Here is a 24,158-nt window from a genome sequence, read left to right on the forward strand (position 1 = left end):
TCCTAGTGAGGACGGCGGACGGCTCCCGATCAGCCGCGCCGAAATCGTCTGGAGCACCAATTCCTGTGAAATCGCCTCTCGCCGCCGCGCTGGTTCTCACCCTTCTCGCCGCCTCCGGCGCTCAGGCCGTGGAGCAGAAGAAAAAGCCGCATCCGACGCCGGCCGCCAAGGCTCAGGCGGGAAAGCCGGCGGCCAAGGGCAAGCCGGCCGCCGACGCCAAAGCGAAGCCGAAGCCCGCCGATCCCAAAACCGCTCAGGCCAAGCCTGCCGACCCCAAAGCCGCTCCCCCCGCCGCCAAGCCGCCTGCCCCGGCGCCCGCGGTTCCGGATGCGGCCAAGGCCGCGGTGGGCGCCGTCGCAGTGGGCGGAGCCGCCGCCGCCGTCGCTGTGGCGGCTCAGCCCCAGGCGCCGCTCACCCGTGACGAGGCGATCAAGCGCGCCGAGGCCTCGCTCAACTCCTCTCCCGTCATGACGGCCGATTTCGTGCAGATCGGCGGCGACGGCCGCCGGGCCGAGGGCAAGCTCTATGTGCATAAGGTCGGGCGCATGCGCTTCGAATATGCGCAGCCGGCCACGATGGAGGTTGTCTCCGACGGCGTGCAGGTCGCCGTGCGCGATCGCAAGCTCAATACGCAGGACCTCTATTTCATCAATCAGACGCCGCTGAAATTCCTTCTCAACGAGAAGATCGATCTGCAAAAGGATGTGAAGCTCGTCGATGTCGTGATCGACGACGCCGGCGCCTCCATCTCCATAGAGGACAAGGCGACCTTCGGCGGCACGTCGAAGATCAAGCTGATCTTCGATTCCAAGACCTTCCTGCTCAAGCAATGGCAGGTCTCCGACCCGCAGGGCTATGAGACCTTGGTGTCGCTGTTCAACGTCGACCGCAGCAGCGCGCCGGACGCCAATCTGTTCAAGATCGACAAGGGCTCGCTGCTCGACTTTCATTAGAGCGTTTCCAGCCGAAGTGGACGCTGGTTCGGCGTTGGAAACGCGTTGAAACTAGAGCCGGCGAGCCCTCGTGATGCTCACGCGGCTTTCAGCGACGCCATATCGATGACGAAGCGATATTTCACATCGCTCTTCACCATGCGCGCATAGGCCGTCTCGATCTCCTGCATGGCGATCGTTTCTATATCGGCGACAATGCCCTTCTCGGCGCAGAAATCGAGCATTTCCTGCGTCTCCTTTATGCCGCCGATCAGCGAGCCGGCGATCTGCCGCCGCTTGAAGATCAGCCCGCCCGCCGATGGCGAGGGATGCGGCGTCTCCGGCACGCCCACCAGAGTCAGCACGCCGTCGCGCTTCAGCAGATTCACATAGGCGTCGAGATCATGGCTGACGGCGACCGTATCGAGAATGAAGTCGAGGCTGCCCGCGCGGGCCGCCATGGCCTCCGCATCCTTGGAGACCACGACCTCGTCGGCCCCGAGCGCGAGAGCGGCCTCGCGTTTCGACGGCGAGGTGGTGAAGGCGACGACATGCGCGCCCAGCGCATGGGCGAGCTTCACGCCCATATGGCCGAGCCCGCCAATGCCGACGACGCCGACCTTCTTGCCCGGCCCGACGCCCCAATGTTTGAGCGGCGACCATGTGGTGATTCCGGCGCAGAGCAGCGGCGCGACGGCGGCGAGCTGCGCCTCCTCGTGATGAATGGCGAGCACGAAATGCTCGTCGACGACGATCGCCGTCGAATAGCCGCCGAAAGTGTTCTCGCCGGAGCCGTCGAGCGCGCCGTTGTAGGTGGCGACAAAGCCATGCTCGCAATATTGCTCGAGCCCATCGTCGCAGGAGACGCAGTGGCGGCAGCTGTCGACCATGCAGCCGACGGCGGCGATGTCTCCCACTTTGAACCGTGTCGCCTCCGCGCCGACGGCGGTCACGCGGCCGACGATCTCATGGCCCGGCACGCAAGGGTAACGCGTGCCCGGCCATTCGCTGCGCGCCGTGTGCAGATCGGAATGGCAGACGCCGCAAAAGAGAATGTCGATCGCGACATCCTTCGGTCCCGGCGCGCGGCGCTCGATGGAGAAGGGCGCGAAAGGCGCGGTGGCGGATTGGACCGCATAGGCCTTGGTGGGCATGGGTGGGCCTCGGGATTTTCGAAGGGGGGACTCGCCTCGGGCGGAGGCGGTTTCCAATAGCATGTTTCGAGGATTGGGTCGAAGGTGCGGAAGGGCGATCCCCCTCGCCCCTCACACTGAGGAGGCGGCGAAGCCGCCGTCTCGAAGCGCGAGGGCTCCAGAGGGCGGCGCTGACGGCTTCCTCGTCCTTCGAGACGCCCGCTTCGCGGGCTCCTCAGGATGAGGAAACCTTCGACCGGCGCCGTGGGGTGGACAATAGATGTCGATTTCATCGACTATCACTGATGAAGGCGCGGGCGATGATGAAAAATCCTGCCCATCCCGGTGGGCTCATCCGAGACAATATCGAGGAGCTGGGCCTGAGCGTCGCCGAGGCGGCGAAGGGGCTCGGCGTGACGCGGCAGCAGCTCTATCGACTGATCAACGGTCATCACGGACTCACGCCGGAAATGGCGCTGCGGCTCGAGCAGGCTTTCGGCGGATCGGCCGACGCCTGGATGCGGATGCAGATCGCCTATGACCTTCGCGCGGGCGCGGGCGCGCGCGAGCGTTTCCATTGCTCGGCTCGCGCCGAAGGTGGCGTGAATTCGTCAGGCTCTGCGAGGTCACATGCTCGAACGCGATAGACGAATTTATGGTCGATGTGTTCGACTGATGATCGATGGCGTCGAATCGCTTCTGTGTCATGAACCCGGCGAACTGTTTCGCGACGGGCGCGAAATCCCGCTCGCCACGCCATATTTCTTTCATGCATTTCAATCGGATCTGGAAGACTACGCCGAACAGCTCGAAAAGCTCGGACTGTTGCGGCCCTTGATCGATCCTCCGGGCCATGCCTGCTGCTTCGAGCTTGTTTGCGGTTCCGAAGAAGCAGAGCGGATCGCATATGAGCGCGCTTCGTCAGGGGCGCCGCTGCCGAGGCTCCTCGCGAGCCTGTTCTATTTCGCGAGCGACAAAGTAGGCATGACCGACGAAATCGGGGTCGAGTTTCCGCTCGGCTGCTACGCGCGTGACGTGATGCCCGATATGTGCGAACTCGGCTACGCCGCTCGAAAAGGGCAGGGGTACGTCTGGCTGCCTCGATTTCAAGAAATTCTCGATATCAAAGTCGTATAGCCGCGTCTGACGTCGTTGGTCTCGCTCCTTCGTCGCTCACCCCCACAGCTCCTTCTCCGGAGGATACACCAGCGACCCCTCGTACCGCAGCCCCGGCTCGCGGTCCTTCGCCAGCAGCAGCGGTCCGTCGAGATCGACGAACTCCGCCCCTTGCGCGACGATCAGCGCTGGGGCCATGGCCAGCGAGGTGCCGACCATGCAGCCGGCCATGATCGAGAAGCCGAGCCGCCGCGCCTCGGCGGCGAGCGCCAGCGCCTCGGTGAGGCCGCCGGTCTTGTCCAGCTTTATGTTCACCGCGTCATAGCGCCCGACCAGCGCGACGAGGCTGATGCGGTCGTGGACGCTCTCATCGGCGCAGATCGGCACGGGGCGGGGGAGGCGCGCGAGCGCTTCATCGGCGTCCGCCGGCAGCGGCTGCTCGATCAGCTTCACGCCGGCTTTCGCGCAAGCTTCGCTATTGGCGACGAAATTTTCTTCGCGCCATGCCTCGTTGGCGTCCACGATCAGCGCCGAATCGCTCGCACCGGCGCGCACGGCCGCAATGCGCTCGGCGTCGCCATCGCCGGCGAGCTTCACCTTCAGCAGCGGGCGATGCGCGGCCTTGGCCGCGGCCTCGCGCATTTCTTCCGGCGTTCCGACCGAGATCGTATAGGCGGTGACGAGCGGCTCCATGCGCAGGAGGCCGGCGAGCCGATAGGCGGAAACGCCGGTGCGCTTCGCCTCCAAATCCCAGAGCGCGCAATCGGCGGCGTTGCGGGCCGCGCCCGGCGGCAGCAGAGCGGCCAGCGCTGCGCGATCGGCGCCGGCCTCCAGCAGATCGCGCACGCTCTCCAGCTGATCGACGACGCTCTCGACGCTCTCGCCATAGCGGGCGTAGGGCACGCATTCGCCGTGGCCAATGGCGTCGCGGTCGGCGAGCTGAGCCACCACCACGACGGCCTCGGTCTTGGCGCCGCGCGAGATGACGAATCGCCCGGCGATGGGGAAACGTTCGACGGAAATGGTCAGTTGGACGCCCATAGCGATTTTTCCAGTTGAAACAGAGAGACTGCGGGCGCCGCGGCCAGGCTCGCGCTCGACTCTGGCTGCGGCGGAAGTTAAGACGCTGCGGGGCGCGGAGAAAGGGAGCCGCCGGCCCATAGGGCCGAAAATAGGCATGGCCACGGACCTCGACCATACGGCCCGCCTCTCGTCGCGACGAGAGGGCGAGACCGCGCGCTTCGCGCTGGGCGGCGAATGGGTGCTCGCCGATTCCGCCGCGCTGGAGAAGGACGCCGCCGGCATGGCCGCCGCCGCCCGCGGCGCCGCTCGCGCTATCGTCGATCTCGCGCAAATCGTCCGGCTCGACACCGCCGGCGCCTGGATCATCGGCCGCGCCATGGACGAGCTCGCCCATGCCGGGGTCTCCGTCTCGCTGGAGGGCGCGCGGCCGGAGCATGTCATCTTGCTGCAAGAGACGAAGTTTCGTCCCTTCGAGGCGCCGTCGCGCTGCCGTCGCCTGCTCGTCGTCGATATTCTCGCCGATCTCGGCCGCTCCGTCGTCTCGGCGGCGCAGGACGCCTATAGCGGCGTGGGCTTTCTCGGCGAGTTCGTCGTCGCCTCGGGCGTCTCGCTCATGGCGGCGGGACGCTTTCGCTTCACCTCGCTCGTCTATCATATGGAGAGCTTCGGCTTTCGCAGCCTGCCGATCATCGCGCTCATCAATCTGCTCGTCGGCGCCATTGTCGCGCAGCAGGGCATATTCCAGCTGCGACGCTTCGGCGCCGGCGCCTATGCGGTCGATCTCATCGGCATTTTGGTGCTGCGCGAGCTCGGCGTGCTGCTCACCTCCATCATGATCGCCGGCCGCTCCGGCTCCGCCATCACCGCCGAGCTCGGCTCGATGAAGATGCGGGAGGAGGTCGACGCCCTGCGCGTCATGGGCCTCTCGCCGGTCGAGGTGCTGGTGACGCCGCGCGTCTTGGCGCTGGTTCTGTCGCTGCCGCTGCTCACCTTCATCGCCGATATGTCGGCGCTGTTCGGCGGCCTTCTGGTGTGCTGGGTCTATGAGGGCATCAGCCCGGCGGCCTATCTCTCGCTGCTGCAGGCGGCGATCGGCCGCAACACTTTCATCGTCGGCCTCATAAAGGCGCCATTCATGGCGCTGGTCATCGGCATGGTGGCCGCTATGGAGGGCATGGCGACCAGAGGCTCGGCCGAATCGCTCGGCCGCCATGTCACGGCTTCTGTGGTGAAGGCGATCTTCATGGTCATCGTGCTCGACGGCTTCTTCGCCATCTTCTTCGCCGCGATCAAATATTAGCCCGATGACCGACCTCGCCTCGCAGACGATCGAAAAGCCCGCCGCGACGCGCGAGACGGTCATTCGCGTGCGCGATCTCTTCGTCGCCTTCGGGCAGAGCTTGGTGATGCGCGGCCTCGATCTCGATGTCTATCGCGGCGAGGTGCTGGGCTTCGTCGGCGGCTCGGGGCAGGGCAAATCGGTGCTGATGCGCACCATTCTCGGCCTCGTCGATAAGCGCTCCGGCCTCATAGAGCTGTTCGGGCGCGATCGCGACGCGCTGACCTCGGCCGAGCGCCGGCGCGTCGAGCGGCGCTGGGGCGTGCTGTTTCAGAACGGCGCGCTGTTTTCCAGCCTCACCGTGCGGCAGAACATTCAAATGCCCATGCGCGAGACCGGGCATATTTCGGCGCGGCTGATGGACGAGCTGGCGATGCTGAAGCTCGAGCTGGTCGGCCTGCCCGCGAGCGCGGCGGACAAATTTCCGGCCGAATTATCGGGCGGCATGATCAAGCGCGCGGCGCTCGCCCGCGCGCTCGCCCTCGACCCGGAGCTGGTCTTTCTCGACGAGCCGACCTCCGGCCTCGACCCCATAGGCGCGGCGGAATTCGACGAGCTGATCGCCACTCTGCAACATACGCTCGGATTGACCGTCTTCATGGTGACGCATGATCTCGACAGCCTCTATTCCATCTGCGACCGCATCGCCGCGCTCGCCGAGGGAAAGGTTATCGCCGCCGGGCCGATGGAGGAGATGCTCGCCTGCGAGCATCCTTGGCTGAAGGCTTATTTCCACGGCGTGCGCGGATCGCGCCTCTCCGGCGCGCTCGACGCGCGCAAGACGAATATGCGAGGACGAGAGTAGGCCCCATGGAAACCCGCGCCAATTTCGCCCTCATCGGCGCTTTCACCCTCGCCGTGGTGTTCGCGGCCTTCGGCTTCGTCTTCTGGTTCTCGGGAGCGAGCCAGACGGCGCAATACAAGACCTATGAGGTTCATTTCAACGGCTCGGTCAGCGGGCTGCTGCGCGGCGGCGACGTGCGCTTCAACGGGCTGAAGGTGGGCGAGGTGACGCAGCTCGCCATTTCCGAACAGGATCCGAGCCGCGTCGACGTGCTCGTCAGCATAGACCGCAAGACGCCGGTGAAGACCAACACGCGCGCGCGTCTCGAGCAGGCCGGCTTCACCGGCGTCTCCTATGTGTCGCTCACCGGCGGCACGTCGGGCGCGGAGGAGCTGCGCGCCAAGCAGGGCGAGACCTATCCCGTCATCGAGGGCGAGCGCTCCGAGTTTCAGAATATTCTCGAGAATGTGCAGAAGCTCTCGTCCACCGCCACCGAAGTTCTCGAGAGAGTGGGCAAATTGCTCGACGCCAATTCGCAGACCATCTCGGACACGCTGCGAAACACCGAGAAATTCACCAAGGCGCTCGCCGATAATTCGGGCGGAATCGACTCCTTCATCCATGACATGTCGGAGATCAGCGCCTCGATGAAGCCGCTGCCGGCGCGTATCGACAAGCTTCTCGCCGCGATCGATCCCAAGAAGCTGAACAGCATTGCTGCCGACATCGCCGGCGCCTCGGCCAATCTCAAGAATTTCTCCGGCGGCGGCCTGAAGCAATATGAGCAGCTCGCCGTCGATGCGCGCAAGACGCTGGAGACGGTGGAGCGCGCCGTGCGCTCGCTGGAGAAGAATCCGCAGCAGGTGATCTTCGGCGCGAGCCCGTCTCTGCCCGAATATCGCGGCAAGTGACCGAGCGCTCGGGTGAGACGCCACGATCCTCGCCCTCATGCCGAGGAGGCTCCGCAGGAGCTGTCTCGAAGCACGAGGGCGAGCCCCAGAAGGCGGCGCGTGACGCTTTCCTCGTCCTTCGAGACGCCGGCTTCGCCGGCTTCTCAGGATGAGGAAAGCTTCGTTCAGCCGTTCTCGAGCGGCTTTGATGACCAGCGACGTTCGAGTAAGCTTGGAATCACGACAGCGTTCCAGCCGAAGTGGACGCCGGTTCGGCGTTGGAAACGCGTCGAAAAAGGTAACAGGGAAAGCGGCGCGGCGTCGCGCGCGATCAGCGGGAAGGATCGGTCCATGACGCCGTCGAGAGCGTCGCTCTCACTCATTCTGCTCGCCGCTCTGGCGCTCGCGGCTTGCGGCGGCGCGCCGCAGCGCGAGAGCTTCGATCTCGGCGGTCCCGGCGAGGCTGGGCGCGCGCTGGCGCGGCCCTTGCGCGGCACGCTCGCCGTCGCCGAGCCGCAGGCGGTGCAGCCCATCGACTCCGATCGCATCGTCGTGCGCACCGGGCCGAACGAGGTCGCCAATCTCGCCGAGGCGCAATGGGTGGATCGGCTGCCGCGGCTCGTGCAGGCGCGGCTCATCGCCGGCTTCGACATCGGCCGCCGCGCCGGCTCGGTCGTGCGCGCCGGAATGATCGCGGATCATGTGCTTTCGACCGAGATTCGCCGTTTCGAGATCGATGTGACGACTTCCGAGGCGGTGGTCGAGATCGCCGCCAGAATGCTCGATTCGCGCGGTGCGCCGGTGGGGCAGGGCCGCGTCTTCTCGAGCCGCGCGCCGGCGCCCCATTCCACCGGCGCGGCGGCGACGCAGGCGCTGGACGAGGCGCTGACCGCGACCGTCGGCCAGATCGTGCGTTGGACCGCGGCGCAAGTCTGAGCGCGAGCCTGCGACATGACGCCGTCGCAGGCTCGAGGAAAGACTAGCGCGTCCGCCCTACCGATGATAACTGATCGCGCGATAGGACGAGCGTCGGGCCGAAGCTTCGGGCGAGGGACTTCGGCGGCCCGCCGAATTTTGCGCCAGCGGCAGGCGCGCCGACACGTCAACGGAAGAGACAGAGCACCATGGTGAAGACCAGCCTCTACGACCAAGCGAACCGCTATGGCGCCGAGCCCGGCGGCGGCGCTCCGACCAAGGCGAAGATCACTTTCGTCGATTCGCATGGTCAGGCCCGCACGGTCGAGGGCGAGACAGGCTCCACGGTCATGGAGACGGCGCGCCGCAACGACATTCCCGAGATTCCGGCCGAATGCGGCGGGGCCTGCGCCTGCGCCACCTGCCATGTCTATGTCGACGAGGCTTGGGTCGAGAAGGCCGGCAAGCCGTCGCAGATGGAAGAAGACATGCTGGACTTCGCCTTCGACGTGAAGCCCAATTCGCGCCTCAGCTGCCAGATCACCGTGCGGCCGGAGCTCGACGGCCTCGTGGTGACGACGCCCTCGCAGCAGGGCTGAGGGCTCCGCGAGGACGCAAGCCGCCGATCTTCGAAGGACGAAAACGCCGCCCCGTCGCGGCGTTTTTTTTTGCGTTCGTTTTGATCTCCCGAAGACATTTGCATGACGGCGCGGATGCTATAGACCATGGCCGTGAAGGGATCGGGTTTCGACCGGAGCTGGCCGCGCCGGCCTGCCTGTTTCGATGGCGGCGGCCATGGTCGATCGAAGCGCGCTCGGCGCATTTTGGTCCGACGAGAGTCGCCCCGCCCTCGCGAAATTTCGTTTCGAACGCGGCGAAGGATGGACAATGACTGAGACAATCGAGACCGACGCGCTGATCGTCGGGGCCGGCCCGGCCGGTCTGTTCGCGGTTTTCGAATTGGGCCTTCTCGATATTCGGGCTCATGTCATCGATATTCTGCCGCGCGCAGGCGGCCAGTGCTCCGAGCTCTATCCGGAGAAGCCGATCTACGACATTCCCGGCCATTCGCTCGTCACCGGCCAGGGCCTCACCGATAATCTGCTGGAGCAGATCAAGCCCTTCAATCCGACCTTCCATTTCAATGAGATGGTCGAGACGCTGACACCCACGGGCACGCCCGAGCAGCCCTCCTTCGAGGTGACGACCGACGCCGGAACGAAATTCAAGGCCAAGGTCGTGCTCGTCGCCGCGGGCGGAGGCTCCTTTCAGCCGAAAAAGCCGCCAATCGCCGGCATCGACGCTTATGAGAACAAGTCGGTCTTCTATGCGGTGCGCCGCATGGAGGATTTCCGCGACCGTGACGTCGTCATCGTCGGCGGCGGCGATTCGGCATTGGATTGGACGCTCAATCTGCAGCCCATCGCCAAGAGCCTGACGCTCGTCCATCGCCGCGATCAGTTCCGCGCCGCGCCGCATTCGGTCAATGCGCTGCAGGAGCACATCGCCGCCAAGCGGGTGGACTTCCGTCTCGGCCAGGTCACGGCGGTCGAGGGCGTGGACGGCGAGCTCTCCTCGGTGACGATCCGCGGCAATGACAATGTCGACACGGTGGTGTCGGCGCATCGCCTGATGCCCTTCTTCGGCCTGACGATGAAGCTCGGCCCGGTGGCGGATTGGGGGCTCAACCTGCACGAGAATCTCGTTCCCGTGGACACGGAGAAATTCGAGACCAATCACCCCGGCATTTTCGCCATCGGCGACATCAACACCTATCCGGGCAAGCTGAAGCTCATTCTGTGCGGCTTTCACGAGGCGGCGCTGGCCGCGCAGAAGGCGCATCGCTACATCTTCCCGGACAAGAAGCTGCTGTTCCAATACACGACGTCCTCGACCAATCTGCAGAAGAAGCTCGGCGTCTGATCGCCGAGCCTCGTCCTTTGGTCGCGCGGAGGAGGGGCGAATGTCATCGCAGGCCTGGGGTGAAGTCGACGCCTATATCGCCGATCGGCTGATCGGCGCCGACGCCGATCTCGATTCGGCCCTCTCCGCCAATGCCGCCGCCGGCCTGCCGGCGATCGACGTCTCGCCGCCGCAGGGCAAGCTGCTGCATCTGCTGGCGCGCTCCATCGGGGCGAAGCGGATTCTCGAGGTGGGCGCGCTCGGCGGCTATAGCACCATATGGCTGGCGCGCGCTCTGCCCGAGGGCGGCCGGCTGGTGACTTTGGAGCTCGAGCAGAAGCACGCCGATGTCGCTGCCGCCAATCTCGCGAAGGCCGGTCTCGCGAGCCGTGTCGAGATTCGCGTCGGCGCGGCGCTGGACACTCTGCCTAAGCTCGCGGCGGAGGCGGCCGGTCCCTTCGACCTCGCCTTCATCGACGCCGATAAGCCCAATAACGCCAATTATTTCGCCTGGGCGCTGAGGCTCGCGAGGCCGGGGAGCCTCATCATTGTCGACAATGTGGTGCGGGACGGCTCGGTGCTCGCGGGGACGGACGCCAACGCCGCCGGCGCGAGAGCGCTGTTCGAGGCGATCGCCGCCGAGCCCCGCGTCACCGCGACCGCCATTCAGACGGTCGGCTCCAAGGGCTGGGACGGCTTCGCCATCGCGATCGTGAACGGCTGACGCGGCGCTCCGATACGAGGACGGATGCAGATGGCGCGCCTCTACAGCGACCAAATGGTCGGCTATTGGCGGAAGGGGATGCGCGAGCTGAATTTCGGCGATGCGCTTTCCGAGCTGCTGTATCGAGAGCTGACCAAGCGCAGCATGCGCGACCGACGCGCCGGACGCTATAAAAGCGATTTCGACGTCGTTCGCTTGATCGGCAGCGTCATTTCCGATCATCAGATCGAGATCGATCTCACCCATTCCCGCGCCTATCGCGCGCCGAAGATCGCCTTTTGGTGCTGCGGCAAGCGCGACCCGCATCCGCTGAACGAGGAGTTCCGGCGGCATTGCGTCTTTCTGGGCGCGCGCGGACCGCTCACGCGCGATGCGCTGGGCCTGCCGGCGGAGACGCCGCTCGGCGATCCCGCATTGCTGCTGCCCTTGCTCTATGCGCCGCGCATCGATCCGGGCCTGGCCGACAAGGCGATCTGCGTGCCGCATTTTCTCGAGCCGAAAACCGATCGGCAGCTGATCGAGGAAACCGGCGTCGATCTCGTCGTGCGGCCGAATATCGCCGCGAGCCTGGACGCCATTCGAGCGACGATCGACCAGATCGTGAGCGCGCGTTTCGCGCTCTGCGGCGCTCTGCACGCAGCTATCCTGCGCTGCGCCTATGACGTCCCTTTCGGCTATCTCGACAGCGGCTACGTCGATGTTCCATTCAAATGGGACGATTTCGCCGCCTCGATCGGCGTCGGCGCGCGCTTCGCGTCGAATCTGCCGCAGGGCGAGGCCTTTTATGCGGAAGATTTCGCCGGAAAAATCCGTAAGCCCGATCTTCTGGCGATTCTCGATTGCGCGCCCATCATCGCGCCCCGCGCCTTGCGCGCCCGCGTCAAGGCGCTGAAAAAAGACTAGGCTGGAGGTCGGTCGCGTCTTTCGGCTACGCCTCCGCCTGCGGAAGCGCCGCATCGGCGGGGGCGGGCGAGCGCCAGCGCGCAACCGGCCGGCCGCAGAGATCGACGCGGTGGTCTTGTCCGCTCGAAAAGCGCCCTGAAAATGCGAAAGCGCGGTCCGGTTCGATCGGATCGCGCTTCGAGGCCGAGGGCGGCGCTTCGGCCGCCCCTGCCGATATCGATATTTCGATCTGCTCTCAGCAGGCGTCGGCGAGCGCCCGATCGCGCGCAGCCGCGCCCTTTTGGACCGGCTCGCCGGCGGCGTCGAAGAAGGAGGCGTCGATCTGGCGGCCCCTCTCGTCATAGCGCCAGGCGATTTTGGCGACGCCGAGGCCCTTGCGCAGGGTCGGCTTGCCGTCAGCGTTGAAATAGGCTTCCTCGACCTTATTACCGCGCTCGTCATAGCGGCGGGCGACACGCGCCGCGCCTATGCTCTTGCGCTTCACAGGGCGGCCGTCGGCGCCGAAGTAAGTCTCCAGCACCTCGATCCGCCGGCGCGTCGGCGTATTGGACTGGTCCTGAGCGGGCGCGGCCGCAGTTCGCGCGGCGCGCCGTCCTTCGCGGGGGGCAACTTCATAATCCATTGTCTCGACTCGGCCTCTCGAGCGATTTTCGAGTCGATCCCCGCGCATCGTGGCGCATGCGGAATCGATCACGAATTCGCTTTTGTCTTCTGATGGATGCGCCTTCACTCCGCTGGGGGCGGGAGCGGAAAGGCGCGCCAGCGGCGCAGCCTCCGGGCTGCGTTCAGACGGCGAGGACGGGCGGAGCGCGCGCTCCGACAGGAAGTTGGGCGAGACGTTTATGACCGCCGGATTCGCGCAGAGGCAGGAGAATTCCCGCCTCGGGCGAGTGCGGCGGCTCGAGCTCGGCGAAGCTGCCGATGACGCCGCCGTCGAGCCCCGTGCAATGCTGGATGCAGCAGGCGTCCATGCCATGCGCGGGAGCGCGCGGACCCTGCGAGCGCTCGTCCACCGCCTTGGCGGTGACGCAGATCGCGCTGCCGAGGGCGTTCTGTCCGGCGCGGGCGCCGACGACGAGGCCCGCGGCCAGTCCCTGCAGCACGAGCAGATAGGCGACGAGCAGCGTCGCCGCCGTCTGTCCATACTGCCGAGATTTGTCGCTCTGCTGGGTCACGATCGCTCCAAGATAGGCGGGCCTGGCGACATGGTCAATGGAGCCTTGCGGGGCTATCCTCGGAATTTGCTGAAAATGCGAGGATTTCTGGCGGAAAAAAGACCGCGCGGCGCCACGTTGGCGCTTTTGCCGGAGGGCAAATCTCGAATTGCGGAGCGGAGGCGACTGTTCTATTCCTAGCTTTAGGAATGAGGTCCGCCAATGGCTGAGATCCTGACGCATGCGCAAATCTGGGCGGCGCTGGACGCGCTCGGTGAGCGCTATGGCCTCACCGCCTCCGGCCTCGCCCGCAAGGCCGGGCTGGACCCGACCACTTTCAACCGCTCCAAGCGGCAGACCGCCGATGGGCGGCTGCGCTGGCCCTCGACCGAATCGATCGCCAAGGTTCTGCAGGCGACCGGGGCGAGCCTGGACGAGTTCATGTCTCTGGTCATGGCCAAGGGGCAGCGGCCGACGCGCAGCGCCCGCCCGCTCATCGGCCTCGCCCAGGCCGGGGTCGGCGGCTATTTCGACGACGCCGGCTTCGCCACCGGCACGGGCTGGGACGAGATCGACGTCTTCGCCGACGCCGACGAGCATTCCTACGCGCTCGAGATTTCCGGCGACTCTATGGCCCCTCTCTATCGCGACGGCGACATCGTCATCGTCTCGCCGGCGGCCCCGGTGCGCCGCGGCGACCGCGTGGTCGTGAAGACCACCTCAGGAGAGGTGCTCGCCAAAGAGCTGAAGCGCCAGACATCACGCACGGTGGAGTTGAAATCCTTCAACCCCGCCTATCCGGACCGCGTCCTGCCCAAGGAGGAGGTGAGCTGGATCGCCCGCATCCTTTGGGCGAGCCAGTGAGCCGGCGGCGTCATGTTCCCTCGACGTCGAGACGCTAGAGCATTATCCGATCCGATCGGATAATGCTCTAGCGTCTCTCTTTTGGAGCGAATTCTGATCGATCGAACGGTACCGTTCGATCGGAACGCGCTCTAAATTGCGTCCCGACGCATGATTTCCGGCGCCATTGGTCGGCGCGTTTTCACCAAGGAGCGCGAATGTCTCTCGCCAAACGCAACGCCGTCGTCACCGGCTCCACCAGCGGCATCGGCCTCGCCGTCGTCCGCGCCCTCGCCAAGGAGGGGGCCAATGTCGTCCTCAACGGCTTCGGCGACTCCGCCGAGATCGAGAAGGAGCGCGCGGCCATTGAGAAAGAGTTCGGCGTCACCGCCATTTACGACGGCGCCGACATGACAAAGCCCGAAGAAATCGCCGCCATGATCCAAAACGCCGAGGCGAAGCTCGGCTCGGTCGACATTCTGGTCAATAACGCCGGCGTCCAGTTCGTCTCGCCGATCGAGGATTTCCCGATCGAGAAATGGAATCAGATCATCGCCATCGATCTCTCCTCGGCCTTCCACGCCATTCGCGCGGCGACGCCGGGCATGAAGAAGCGTCGCTGGGGCCGCATCATCAACACCGCCTCGGCGCATTCGTTGGTCGCCTCGCCTTTCAAGGCCGCCTATGTCGCGGCGAAGCACGGCATAGCCGGGCTCAACAAGGTCGTGGCGCTGGAGCTCGCCACTTTCGGCGTCACGGCGAATTGCATCTCGCCCGGCTATGTGTGGACGCCGCTGGTCGAGAAGCAGATTCCCGACACGATGAAGGCCCGCAACCTCACCCGCGAGCAGGTCATCAATGATGTGCTGCTGCAGGCGCAGCCGACCAAGGAATTCGTGACCGTCGATCAGATCGCGGCGCTGGTCCTGTTCCTGTGCTCGGACGCCGCGGCGCAGATCACCGGCTCCAACATTTCCATCGACGGCGGCTGGACCGCGGGATGACCGACGAAAAGAAGAAGGTCACTCTGGCCTTGCAGGGCGGGGGCGCGCATGGCGCCTTCACCTGGGGCGTGCTCGACGCTTTTCTCGAGGATGGGCGGCTGGACGTCATCGGCATCAGCGGCGCCAGCGCCGGCGCGATGAACGCCGTCGTCTATGCCGATGGATTGCGCGAGGGCGGCCCGGCGCGCGCCCGCGCGCAGCTCCAGGAGTTCTGGCGGACGGTCAGCCTCGGCGGCGATCTCAGCAAGGCGCAGCGCGAGCTCTGCGACATGGTGTTCGGCTTCTGGGATCCGTTGAAGCTGCGCAAGACGATCGCCCAGAACGCCGCCAATTATTTCTCGCCCTATGAGTTCAATCCGCTCGACATAAATCCGCTGCGCGATCTCATCGACGGGCTCGTCGATTTTACGGCGCTGCGCGCCACCGACAATCTGAAGCTGTTCATCTCGGCCACCAATGTGCGCACCGGCAAGGTGCGCATCTTCCGTCGGCCGGAGCTCACCATAGACATGCTGATGGCCTCCGCCTGCCTGCCCACTCTGTTCCAGGCGGTGGAGGTGGAGGGCGAGGCCTATTGGGACGGCGGCTATATGGGCAATCCGGCGCTCTTTCCGCTCTACACGGAGACCGATTGCTGCGACATTATTCTGGTGCAGATCAATCCGGTCGAGCGCGACGAGATTCCGCGCACCTCGCAGGAGATCATGGACCGGCTGAATGAGATCACCTTCAACGCCTCGCTCCTGCACGAGTTTCGCGCCATCGACTTCGTGGCCCGTCTCATCGACGCCGGACGGCTGAAGGGCACGCATTATAAGAAGGTGCTGCTGCATCTGGTGGAGGGCGGGGCGGCGATGAAGCGCTTCGGCGCGGACACCAAGCTCGACGCCGATTATGATTTCCTGCGCTCGCTGTTCGATATCGGCCACGAGGCGGGCAAGGCTTTTCTCGATGAGCATTATGACGCGATCGGCGTCACGGGAACGGCGCAATTGAAGGAGCAGCTCGTCTGAGCGGGCCGGGGCTCGCCGGGTTTTTCGCAGAAAACCGCTCCGTGCCGCCCGCGGGCGCCGCAGCAATCGGCGGGTCGTGGCAAAGATCGGCCACATTTCTCTCTATTCCTGGTGGAGCGCGGCGAAGGCCGCAATGGAAATTTCACGCCGAGAGGGGTGTTTCGCGAATATTCGTGAAGGCCGCGATCGACGAAAATCGCGAATGATGGCGTCGAGCGCCGCGGGCTTCGGACCGACGCGCCGACGCAATCGGAGGACTGAAGATGAACGCGCCCGCCGACGAGAAGCTCATCGCCGAGTTCGAGGAGTTCAAGGAGCTGTTGCGTCACACCCCGCAACCGGCGGAGGAGGCGGCTCATCTTCGGCTCGATCATCCGGCCGAGCCGCCGCCGGCCGCCGCCGCCGCGCCCGAGGCCGTGCGGGCGCCGAACGAGGTCGATCGGCAGCTGCGCGCGCGGCGCAGGCCGAAGGCGGACAATTTCCAGAGCGAGCGCGGCGCGGCGCCCCGGCGTGGGCGCGGATGGCTGATCGCCGCCGCCATCGTCATTCTCGTGGTCGGCGCCGGCGCCGTCGCGACCGTCTTCCTGCCCAGCGACGCGGAGGACGAGCCTATCGTCTCGGCGACGCAGCGCGATTCCATCGATCCCGCCGATCCCGCCGATCCCGCCGCCACGGACAATGCCGATAGCGCCATTGCCGCGGAATCGGCTCCCGCCGCAGCGGAAGCCGCTCCCGAGACCGAGACGCCCGCCGCCGATGCGCCCGCGGCTGTCGCGCCCGCCCCGGCCCGCGCGCCATCGGCTCTGCCGGAGGGCGCGCTGAGCCCGCCGGCCGCCAACGCCGTTCCGCTCACTACCCCGACCGCCGCTCCGATCCGCATCATTCCGACGCCCAGGGCGCCGCCGCCGGCCGAGCCCGTCGCCGCCGAGCCCGTGATGGCCGAGCCCGTGATCGCCGAGCCGCCGGCGCCGGAGCCCGTCGTCGCCGCGCCGCCGCCTGCCGCCAAGCCCCGCGCCGCCAAGCCGGCGCCGCAGCCCAAGCCGCCGGCGGCGCAGCCCGCCAAATCCGCAGCTGCGCCGTCGGCCAAGCCCGCCGCTGCTCCGGCCAAGCCCACCGCCCAGGCGAAGCCCGCCAAGCTCAAGCCCGAGACCAAGCCCGGCGCGACTCCCGCCGCGGTCGCTCCCATCGCCGCGCCGGCCGCGACCGCTCCCGTGGCGGAAGCGCCGGCCGCCGCTCCGCCGCCGCCGCCCGCCCCTCCGAGAGAGCAGCCCGGCTTCATGGAGCGCGCGGTCGATACGGTCACGGGCGCGGTCGGCGATCTCGGCCGCATGGCGACCGGCGTCATTCCCTGATTTTAGGAAGATAAATGGCCGCGTGGCTCAGGCCACGCGGCGATCGGCGCGTCGGCGGCGTAGCAGTTTCGAGGCGTCGCCGATGGTCATCGCCTTGCCGAAATAAAAGCCCTGGCCGATCTCGCAGCCATTCTCGGCCAGGCGACGCAGCACCTCCACGGTCTCGACGCCCTCGGCGACCGTCGTCACGCCGAGATGCTTCAGCAGGCTCAATATCGCATCGACGATTCTGCCGGCCTCTTCATCGTGCTGCATGGCCAGCACGAAGGAGCGATCGATCTTCACCTTGTCGAAATGAAAGGCGCGCAGATGATAGAGGCTCGAATAACCCGCGCCGAAATCGTCGAGCGAGATGCGCACGCCTTCCGCCTGCAGCGCGGCGAGCGTCGCGCGCGCAGTGTCGACATCGTCGATGAGCGCGCTCTCGGTGATCTCGACATCGAGACGCGAGGGCGGAAACCTCTCCTCCTCCAGCGTCGACAGCAGGCGTGAGGCGAGCAGCGGATCTTTCAGCTGCATCGGCGAGACATTGACGGATAGCCGCACCTGCGCGCCCCATTGCAGCGCCTCGCGGCAGGCGCGCCGCACCACCGACCAGGTGAGCTCGGCGATGACGCCGATCTGCTCGGCGAGCGGAATGAAGACGTCGGGCGGGATAGAGCCGAGCTTGTCGTGCGTCCAGCGCGACAGCACCTCGAAGCCATAGACGCGATTGTCGCGCAGATCGACGAGCGGCTGATAGTAGGGGCGGATGTCGCCGGCGGCGACGGCTTTCTTCAAGGCGGATTCGAGCTCGGCGCGCCGGCGCAGATCCTCGTCCATGCTCTGCTCGAAGAAGCGGAACCGGCCGCGCCCATCGCGCTTGGCGTGATACATGGCGATATCCGCGGCGCGTAGCAGCGTGCTGACGTCGAGACCATTCTCCGGACACAGCGAGACGCCGATGCTGGCGCTGAGCTCCACGCGCCGCTCGCCGATCTCGATCGGCTCCGCGATAGCGGAGAGCGCGCGGCCGGCGACGCGCATCGCCTGATCCATATGAGTCGCTGGAGTCATCTCCATCAAAATCGCGAATTCGTCGCCGCCCAGACGCGCGACGACATCGCTCTTGCGCGAGGCGTGGCGCAGGCGCCGCGCGATCTCGCAGAGCACGGCGTCGCCGAAGCGATGGCCCTCGAGATCATTGATCGGCTTGAAGCGATCGAGATCGACGAAGAGCAGAGCGCAGGCCGTGGCGCCATCCTCGACGCGCTCGATCGCGGCGTGCAGATCGGCGACCAGCATGCGCCGATTGGGCAGGCCGGTGAGCGAATCCTGACGCGCGAGAATTTGCGCATGCTCTTGCGCCGCGCGCGTCGCCTCATGCGCGCGCTCCAGCGCCTGCGCATTGGCGCGGAACACGTCGAGCGATTTCGCCATGACGCCGATCTCGTCGTCGCGGCCGATCTCCGGAACCTCGACATAATGTTTCCCGGACGCTAGCTCGGTGAATGCGGCTGTGATCGCCGCGAGCGGGCGCGTGATCCGCTCCTTGACGCGAAACAGCAGCCAGGCGGCCAAAGCGAGGGCGAGCGCGGAGGCGAGCAATGTGGTCTTCAGCGCGCCTTCGGTCACGCGCGCGGCCGTCTCCGCCTCGGCGCGCGCCGACCATTTCAGCTCGTCGATCGCGGCGTCGACGGCTTCATCGGCCGCCCTGTAGAGCTGGTGCAGAGCGGTGACGTCTTTGATCGCGGCGGCGTCCGGCGCGCGCGCGATCCATGCGTCATGGCCGGCGAGATAGGCGGCGAGCGCTTCGTCGAATTTCGTGAGGCTGGGACGCGGCCCCGCGCCGAAGAGAGAGAGATAGTCGCGCCGAAGCTCGTCGATGATGCGACGATGTTCCGCGGCGCGTCGCTCCGCGGCGATGCGATCTTCTTCCGTTTCCGCCAGCCCGCGATAGGTCTCCGCGATCCTGAACTCGGACACGCGATCCGACAATTCGCCGAGAATGCGCGTGCCGTCGATCCATTTCGACGCGAGCGCGTCCGTCTTGGCGTCCACAGCGCGCAGGCTCAGCGTGGACAGAAGCGCCAATCCCAGAACGATCGCCAGAAAAGCGCCGATGAACAGCGCCAATTGGGCTTGCAGCGAGAAGCGAAAGCTCGTCATGTAGCGCGGCCGAGGCGGTGAATTTGTCTCATCGACAATGATAATTGTAATATGAGCGGCATATGTCCAGTTGCGCCGGGCGCTATCGCGAGCGCTCGATTGTCGCGGGGGCGGCGCCGCAGCCTTGTTCCAGAAGCTGAGCCGAGGGATAGGCGCGCCGCGCTTTCGCCTGCGTCAGATAGAAGCGCTCGCCCTCACGATAGGCCGCGTTTCCGCTCACCACCTCGAATTCACAGAACGCGCGCGCCTCCTGCGGCGTGGCCAGCAGCCGCACGCTGCGCGGCAGCAGCGCGAAGCCCGCGCCATCGTCCTTCTCCAAAATCGTCAGCAGAGCTTCCATAATATTCGCCCCGTTAATATTCGCCCCGTTCATTCGTCACGCTGAGGCATATGGCGCGGAGCTGCGGGGCGGTCCAATTGTCAATTTCGATTCCATGATGCATTTCTCGCATCATGGAGCTGCAGTGGATCGACGATTTTCTGGCGCTCTGCCAGACGCGCAATTTCACGCGCGCGGCGCAAGCGCGCGGCACGACGCAATCCGCCTATAGCCGCCGCATGCAGCGGCTGGAGGAATGGCTCGGCGCGCCGCTGTTCGATCGCGAGCGCCGCCCGGTGACGCTGACGCCGGCGGGAGAGGAATTCCTCGCGCGCGCGCATCGGCTGCGCGACGAGATCTATGATGCGCGCCGCGCCGTGCTCTCCGTGTCCAGCCATTTGGAGAAGGCGCTGCGCATCTATGCGACCAACACTCTGGCGGCGACCTTTCTGTCGCCGTGGTTGATAAAAAATGAATTGCGCAATTACTCCGTCGTCGTCGCCTCCGTCTCCGGCTGCGTGGAGGCGGTCAAGCGCGGCCATGGCGATCTCGCCATGGTTCCCGATTTCGGCGACGCCGATCATCTCGCCGGGCTCGCGCTCGAGGTTATCGGCGAGGATCGGCTGATCCTCGCGCAGCGCCGCGGCGGCGAGAAGGTCGTGGCGCTGGAGGGCGACTCTCTTATTGGACGCCTCATGGTCTATGCGCCGGGCACGCATTATGGCGCGCGCATCGCCGCCATGCTCGCCGCGCATGGAATTCGAATGCGCGATCCGCCGATCTGCGAGAGCGCTTCGGCGGAAGCGCTGCTCGCGCAAGTCGAGGCCGGGCTCGGCGCCGCCTGGATTCCCGCCATTCTTTTGCGCGGCGAGAGCATCGCGCGCTGCCCGCTCCCCGGCTATTTCGATATCGCTTATAAAATTCTGCTGGCGCGCGCGACCGAGCGCGAAGATGCGTGAGCGCGGCTATTTCTGATCGAGATAATCGAACACGACCTCGCCCAGCGCGAGCGTGAGATCGGCGGTGAAATGCGTCGCGGAGACGATCTCGCGCACGGGCAGGCGGGCGACGTCGCAGGCGACATGCGGATGCAGAGCGAGCGCCGCCGGCGAGGCCCAGGCCCCTTTCACCTCGACATCCGTCATATGGTAGCGCACCAGCTCCAGCACGCGCGGCGAGCCGTCGACATGGGGGATGATCTTCAAAAGAAAATTCGGCTGCTGGATCGCCTCGGCGATCGGCGCTGTCTCCAATATGCGATGCTTATAGCCGACCGAAGCCTCGACGCAGAGCGCCGGCCCATATTTCAGCGTGCAGAGAATGACGTCGCCGTCATGCTCGATCTTGGGCGAGGCGAGCTTTTTGGGAAAGCCCCACAGCTCGCGGCCGCCGGCGATGGGCGCGTCATCGTCGAGATACATGGCGTGGACATAAGCGCCCTTCTGCCCGTTGAAGCGCACCGGGATCACTTGTCCGCTCTCGGTATAGTCGCCGAAGCCGGTCGAGTCCGGCATGCGGATGAACTCATATTTGACGATGGGCTCGTCCACCTCGAGCGGCTCCGGAACCACGGCCCGCAGCGCCTCGAGATCGGTGCGATAGGTGATGACGATGAATTCGCGATTGTAGAAACGATAGGGTCCGCGCGGATAGGCGGGATTGGTGAGCGGCATCGCAAAAGCCGTCTTGCGCACCTCGTCGATCTTCATCTTCGCGGCTCCCTATCGAACATGGTCAGACAATGAGGCGAGTAGATAGCGCGCTTTCGTGACGATCCGACGCTCGCGCGCCGGCGATCAACGCGCCGAGGCGTCCAATTGCACGAGCACCCATTGATTGCCGTAGAGGTCGTGGAAACGAAAATGGAACGATCCTTCGTCGCTCTGGACAGTTTCCGCGACCTTCACGCCCTTGTCGGTAAGGCGTGCGAAATCGCCATGAATGTCGTCGGTGTAGACCACCCCGACGGGCTGACCGCCGGTCTGGTTTCCGACTCGCGCGCGCGCCTCGGCGCTATCGGCGAGAAGCAGCCAGACGCCGCCCTGACCGAAACCGAGATGCAGGAAGCGCCGGGCGCCTTCGCCAGCGTCGAAGAGCGTCTCCAGTCCGAGCTTGTCCCGATAGAAATTCGCGGCCTCGTCATAGTCGTTCACCAGAATGACGATGCGTCCCAGCGCCTGCATAGCGATCCTTTTCCTGCGTCGAGGCCGCAAAGAGCGGGCGCTGAAGCGGCGCGCTCGCTCCGCGAGAGTCTTTCCGGTTCAGATTGAACCGGAAAGACTCTCGCCCTTGTTCTGTCGTGTTTTCTTCACGCGAGCCGGTTCCCACTTCGCTCGAAAACACTCTAGGGGCCTTTGTCAGCGAGCTGCGGAAGATTTGCGAAAAAGTCGAGCGCTTCTGGATTGGAGAGCGCGCCGATATTCTTCACCGGCCGCCCATGCACGATCTCCTTGACCGCGAGCTCGACGAGCTTGCCAGAGCGCGTATGCGGCAGATCGGGCGCCTCGACGATGACCGAAGGCACATGGCGCGGCGAGGCCTTCTCGAACAATTCGCGTTTGATGCGCGCGGCGAGCCCGTCGTCGAGGCTCGTCCCTTCGCGCGTCTTCACGAACAGCACGATGCGCGTCGTGCCTTCCCACTCTTGATCGATGGCGAGAGATTCGAGAATCTCCGGCAGGCGCTCGACGATATTGTAGATATCCGCCGTGCCGATGCGCACGCCCTGCGGATTGAGCGTCGCGTCCGAGCGGCCATGGATGAGGAATCCGTTGTGCTCGGTCTCCGTGGCGAAATCGCCATGGCGCCAAATGCCCGGATGTTCCGAGAAATAAGCCTTGCGATATTTCTCGCCGTCGGCGTCGTTCCAGAAATAGATCGGCATCGAGGGGAAGGGCTGCGTGCAGACGAGCTCGCCCTCATGTCCGGTGACGCGCTTGCCCTCGTCGTCCCACACTTGCACCGACATGCCGAGGCCGGCGCATTGAATCTCGCCGCGATAGACCGGGCTCCACGGATTGCCGAGAACGAAGCAGGAGACGATATCGGTGCCGCCGCTGATCGAGGCGAGCTGCACATCCGCTTTGACGTCGCGATAGACATAATCGAAGCTGTCCGGCAGCAGCGGCGAGCCCGTGGAGGCGATGCTGCGCACGGCGGAGAGGTCGTGGCTCTCGCGCGGCTTCAGCCCGGTCTTCTCTATCTGCTTCAGATAGCCGGCCGAGGTGCCGAAGAAGGTCGCCTTCTCTTTGGCGGCGAAGTCGAGCAGAATCGCGCCATCCTTGCCGGAGTTGAAGAATCCGTCATAGAGCAGCAGCGTCGCCTCGCTGGCGAGGCCGCTCGCCAGCCAGTTCCACATCATCCAGCCGGTGGAGGTCGCATAGAAGAAGCGGTCGCCGGGCTTGATGTCGCTCAGCAGGCGATGCTCCTTCAAATGCTGAAGCAGCGTGCCGCCGGCGCCATGCACGATGCATTTGGGCGCGCCCGTCGTGCCGGAGGAGAACATGATGTAGAGCGGATGGTCGAAGGGCAGGCGCTCATAGCGCAGCGCTGCGCCCTGATGCGCCGCGACAGCCTGCGGCCAGAGCTGCGCATCGGCGAGGCCGTCGAGCGCGGGCGACGCGCTCGTGTAGGGGACGACGAGGATTTTCTGCACGGTCGGCAGCTTGCTCGCGATCTCGCGAATATTATCGGCGCGGTCGAGCGTCTTGCCCTTGTAGAAATAGCCGTCCACCGCGATGAGAATGCGCGGCGCGATCTGGCCGAAGCGATCGAGCACGCTCTGCACGCCGAACTCCGGCGCGCAGGAGGACCACACCGCGCCGAGCGAGGCGGCCGCCAGCATGCCGATGATCGCCTCCGGCCCATTGTGGATATAGGCGGCGATGCGGTCGCCGGGCTCGACGCCCTGCGCGCGGAAGAAGGCCGCGAGCGCGCCGGCTTGGCGCTCGATCTCGCCGAAGGTGAGCCGCCGCTCGACCTTGTCCTCGCCCCAGAAAACTATGGCCTCGGTCTCCGCCGGGCGCGGGCGCAGCAGATTTTCCGCGAAATTCAGCCGGGCGTCCGGGAACCAGCGCGCGCCGGGCATTTTATCGGCGTCGATGAGGACGCGCTCGCCCTTCTCGCCGGTGACGCCGCAGAAGTCCCAGATCGCCGACCAGAACTCGGGCGAATGGGTCAGGCTCCAGCGATAGAGCCCGTCATAATCGAAGCTCTCGGCGAAGGGCTTGGTCGCCTCGATGGATTGCGCGAAGCGGGTGAGAATGGCGTTCTTCTGGCGATCGAGGTCGGGCTTCCAGATCGGCATCGATAAGTCCTTGGGGCGCGGTATGGGGCTGTGCTCGTCATAGAAGCTCCCAATTGCGCGCGATAGGGGATCGGCCTGCGTATTTTGGGACTGCGGCCGGCGCTGCGACAAGCTTTGGTTTCGGGCTCGGCGCCGCTATGTTGGGCGCCGCGGCGGTTCGTTCGGCATTTATTCATCTTGGCCGCGGCATTGTCATGGGGCCGTCCCGCGCCGTGGACGCCCCCTCATAGAGGAGATCGATTATGACGAAGAAGTTGATCGCCGCGCTGGCTCTGGGTTTCGCCGTGGCCATGACTCCGCTCGCCGCCTCGGCCCATCCGCGCGCCCACAAGCATCATCATCACCACCACCACCACCA

25 protein-coding genes are annotated in these 24,158 nt (G+C 65.6%); 16 read left to right on the forward strand and 9 right to left on the reverse strand.

The annotated features are described in order from the left end of the window. Positions 1-65 precede the first annotated feature (65 nt). A complete protein-coding gene (locus A1351_RS21445; protein WP_064033876.1) occupies positions 66-953 on the forward strand; it encodes an outer-membrane lipoprotein carrier protein LolA in 888 nt (295 codons plus the stop codon). A gap of 77 nt (positions 954-1,030) precedes the next feature. Here A1351_RS21445 and A1351_RS21450 read toward each other — a convergent pair whose 3' ends face one another. Beyond that, positions 1,031-2,086 carry an NAD(P)-dependent alcohol dehydrogenase gene (locus tag A1351_RS21450; protein ID WP_024879010.1) on the reverse strand — a complete coding sequence of 352 codons (1,056 nt, stop codon included), beginning with the start codon at positions 2,084-2,086 and terminating at the stop codon, positions 1,031-1,033. A 299-nt stretch (positions 2,087-2,385) separates the two neighbouring features. Here A1351_RS21450 and A1351_RS24170 point away from each other — a divergent pair, with 299 nt between their 5' ends. Next, positions 2,386-2,712 carry a HigA family addiction module antitoxin gene (locus A1351_RS24170; protein WP_024879011.1) on the forward strand — a complete coding sequence of 109 codons (327 nt, stop codon included), beginning with the start codon at positions 2,386-2,388 and terminating at the stop codon, positions 2,710-2,712. A gap of 28 nt (positions 2,713-2,740) precedes the next feature. Beyond that, the gene (locus A1351_RS21460) at positions 2,741-3,202 is read left to right on the forward strand and encodes a hypothetical protein (RefSeq protein ID WP_024879012.1); all 462 of its coding nucleotides are present in this window, start codon (positions 2,741-2,743) and stop codon (positions 3,200-3,202) included. Between the two features lie 36 nt (positions 3,203-3,238). On the opposite strand, the gene dgcA is transcribed toward A1351_RS21460, so the two are convergent. Beyond that, positions 3,239-4,222 (reverse strand): N-acetyl-D-Glu racemase DgcA, encoded by a 984-nt coding sequence (gene dgcA / locus A1351_RS21465; RefSeq protein WP_024879013.1) that lies wholly within the window; start codon positions 4,220-4,222, stop codon positions 3,239-3,241. 136 nt (positions 4,223-4,358) lie between these two features. Between dgcA and A1351_RS21470 the strand changes: the two genes are divergently transcribed. The 8 genes from A1351_RS21470 to A1351_RS21505 all read left to right on the forward strand — a co-directional run bounded on the left by A1351_RS21470 (position 4,359) and on the right by A1351_RS21505 (position 11,661). Then, positions 4,359-5,504 carry an ABC transporter permease gene (locus A1351_RS21470; RefSeq protein WP_024879014.1) on the forward strand — a complete coding sequence of 382 codons (1,146 nt, stop codon included), beginning with the start codon at positions 4,359-4,361 and terminating at the stop codon, positions 5,502-5,504. A 4-nt stretch (positions 5,505-5,508) separates the two neighbouring features. Then, on the forward strand, positions 5,509-6,348 hold the full coding sequence (locus A1351_RS21475) for an ABC transporter ATP-binding protein (protein ID WP_024879015.1): 840 nt from the start codon (positions 5,509-5,511) through the stop codon (positions 6,346-6,348). A 5-nt stretch (positions 6,349-6,353) separates the two neighbouring features. Beyond that, positions 6,354-7,238, forward strand: a complete 885-nt coding sequence (locus A1351_RS21480) for an MlaD family protein (protein WP_024879016.1) — start codon at positions 6,354-6,356, stop codon at positions 7,236-7,238. Positions 7,239-7,568: 330 nt separating this feature from the next. Continuing rightward, positions 7,569-8,153, forward strand: a complete 585-nt coding sequence (locus tag A1351_RS21485; protein ID WP_024879017.1) for an ABC-type transport auxiliary lipoprotein family protein — start codon at positions 7,569-7,571, stop codon at positions 8,151-8,153. A gap of 188 nt (positions 8,154-8,341) precedes the next feature. Further along, entirely contained in the window at positions 8,342-8,731 is a 390-nt protein-coding gene (locus tag A1351_RS21490) for a 2Fe-2S iron-sulfur cluster-binding protein (protein ID WP_024879018.1), read from the forward strand. Positions 8,732-9,020: 289 nt separating this feature from the next. After that, positions 9,021-10,055, forward strand: a complete 1,035-nt coding sequence (locus A1351_RS21495) for an NAD(P)/FAD-dependent oxidoreductase (RefSeq protein WP_024879019.1) — start codon at positions 9,021-9,023, stop codon at positions 10,053-10,055. A gap of 40 nt (positions 10,056-10,095) precedes the next feature. Continuing rightward, positions 10,096-10,758: an O-methyltransferase gene (locus A1351_RS21500; protein WP_024879020.1), complete on the forward strand. Its 663-nt coding sequence runs from the start codon at positions 10,096-10,098 to the stop codon at positions 10,756-10,758. Positions 10,759-10,782: 24 nt separating this feature from the next. Then, a complete protein-coding gene (locus A1351_RS21505; protein ID WP_024879021.1) occupies positions 10,783-11,661 on the forward strand; it encodes a hypothetical protein in 879 nt (292 codons plus the stop codon). 235 nt (positions 11,662-11,896) lie between these two features. Here A1351_RS21505 and A1351_RS21510 read toward each other — a convergent pair whose 3' ends face one another. Both A1351_RS21510 and A1351_RS21515 read right to left on the reverse strand, forming a co-directional pair. Further along, complete coding sequence (locus tag A1351_RS21510) at positions 11,897-12,283, reverse strand: hypothetical protein (protein WP_024879022.1); 387 nt, start codon at positions 12,281-12,283, stop codon at positions 11,897-11,899. A gap of 163 nt (positions 12,284-12,446) precedes the next feature. Further along, positions 12,447-12,836, reverse strand: coding sequence for a DUF2946 family protein (locus tag A1351_RS21515; RefSeq protein WP_024879023.1), 390 nt, complete (start codon positions 12,834-12,836; stop codon positions 12,447-12,449). A gap of 201 nt (positions 12,837-13,037) precedes the next feature. Here A1351_RS21515 and A1351_RS21520 point away from each other — a divergent pair, with 201 nt between their 5' ends. The 4 genes from A1351_RS21520 to A1351_RS21535 all read left to right on the forward strand — a co-directional run bounded on the left by A1351_RS21520 (position 13,038) and on the right by A1351_RS21535 (position 17,027). Then, positions 13,038-13,679 carry a helix-turn-helix transcriptional regulator gene (locus tag A1351_RS21520; RefSeq protein WP_024879024.1) on the forward strand — a complete coding sequence of 214 codons (642 nt, stop codon included), beginning with the start codon at positions 13,038-13,040 and terminating at the stop codon, positions 13,677-13,679. 197 nt (positions 13,680-13,876) lie between these two features. After that, entirely contained in the window at positions 13,877-14,662 is a 786-nt protein-coding gene (locus A1351_RS21525; protein ID WP_024879025.1) for a 3-hydroxybutyrate dehydrogenase, read from the forward strand. Next, positions 14,659-15,675: a patatin-like phospholipase family protein gene (locus A1351_RS21530; protein ID WP_024879026.1), complete on the forward strand. Its 1,017-nt coding sequence runs from the start codon at positions 14,659-14,661 to the stop codon at positions 15,673-15,675. Before A1351_RS21525 ends, A1351_RS21530 begins: the two co-directional genes overlap by 4 nt. Positions 15,676-15,938: 263 nt before the next feature. Next, entirely contained in the window at positions 15,939-17,027 is a 1,089-nt protein-coding gene (locus tag A1351_RS21535) for a hypothetical protein (RefSeq protein ID WP_064033877.1), read from the forward strand. Positions 17,028-17,054: 27 nt separating this feature from the next. Here A1351_RS21535 and A1351_RS21540 read toward each other — a convergent pair whose 3' ends face one another. After that, complete coding sequence (locus A1351_RS21540) at positions 17,055-19,175, reverse strand: bifunctional diguanylate cyclase/phosphodiesterase (RefSeq protein WP_083967447.1); 2,121 nt, start codon at positions 19,173-19,175, stop codon at positions 17,055-17,057. 82 nt (positions 19,176-19,257) lie between these two features. Further along, entirely contained in the window at positions 19,258-19,515 is a 258-nt protein-coding gene (locus tag A1351_RS21545; protein ID WP_064033878.1) for a hypothetical protein, read from the reverse strand. 113 nt (positions 19,516-19,628) lie between these two features. On the opposite strand from A1351_RS21545, the gene A1351_RS21550 reads away from it, so the two are divergent. Then, positions 19,629-20,453 carry a LysR family transcriptional regulator gene (locus A1351_RS21550; protein WP_064033879.1) on the forward strand — a complete coding sequence of 275 codons (825 nt, stop codon included), beginning with the start codon at positions 19,629-19,631 and terminating at the stop codon, positions 20,451-20,453. Positions 20,454-20,459: 6 nt separating this feature from the next. On the opposite strand, the gene A1351_RS21555 is transcribed toward A1351_RS21550, so the two are convergent. The 3 genes from A1351_RS21555 to A1351_RS21565 form a co-directional block, all read right to left on the reverse strand. Continuing rightward, complete coding sequence (locus tag A1351_RS21555) at positions 20,460-21,203, reverse strand: acetoacetate decarboxylase (RefSeq protein ID WP_024879031.1); 744 nt, start codon at positions 21,201-21,203, stop codon at positions 20,460-20,462. An 87-nt stretch (positions 21,204-21,290) separates the two neighbouring features. After that, complete coding sequence (locus tag A1351_RS21560) at positions 21,291-21,677, reverse strand: VOC family protein (protein WP_024879032.1); 387 nt, start codon at positions 21,675-21,677, stop codon at positions 21,291-21,293. Between the two features lie 161 nt (positions 21,678-21,838). Next, entirely contained in the window at positions 21,839-23,800 is a 1,962-nt protein-coding gene (locus A1351_RS21565; RefSeq protein WP_036290244.1) for an acetoacetate--CoA ligase, read from the reverse strand. Positions 23,801-24,158 lie beyond the last annotated feature (358 nt).

Source organism: Methylosinus sp. R-45379 (assembly GCF_001644125.1).
Taxonomy (GTDB): Bacteria; Pseudomonadota; Alphaproteobacteria; order Rhizobiales; family Beijerinckiaceae; genus Methylosinus.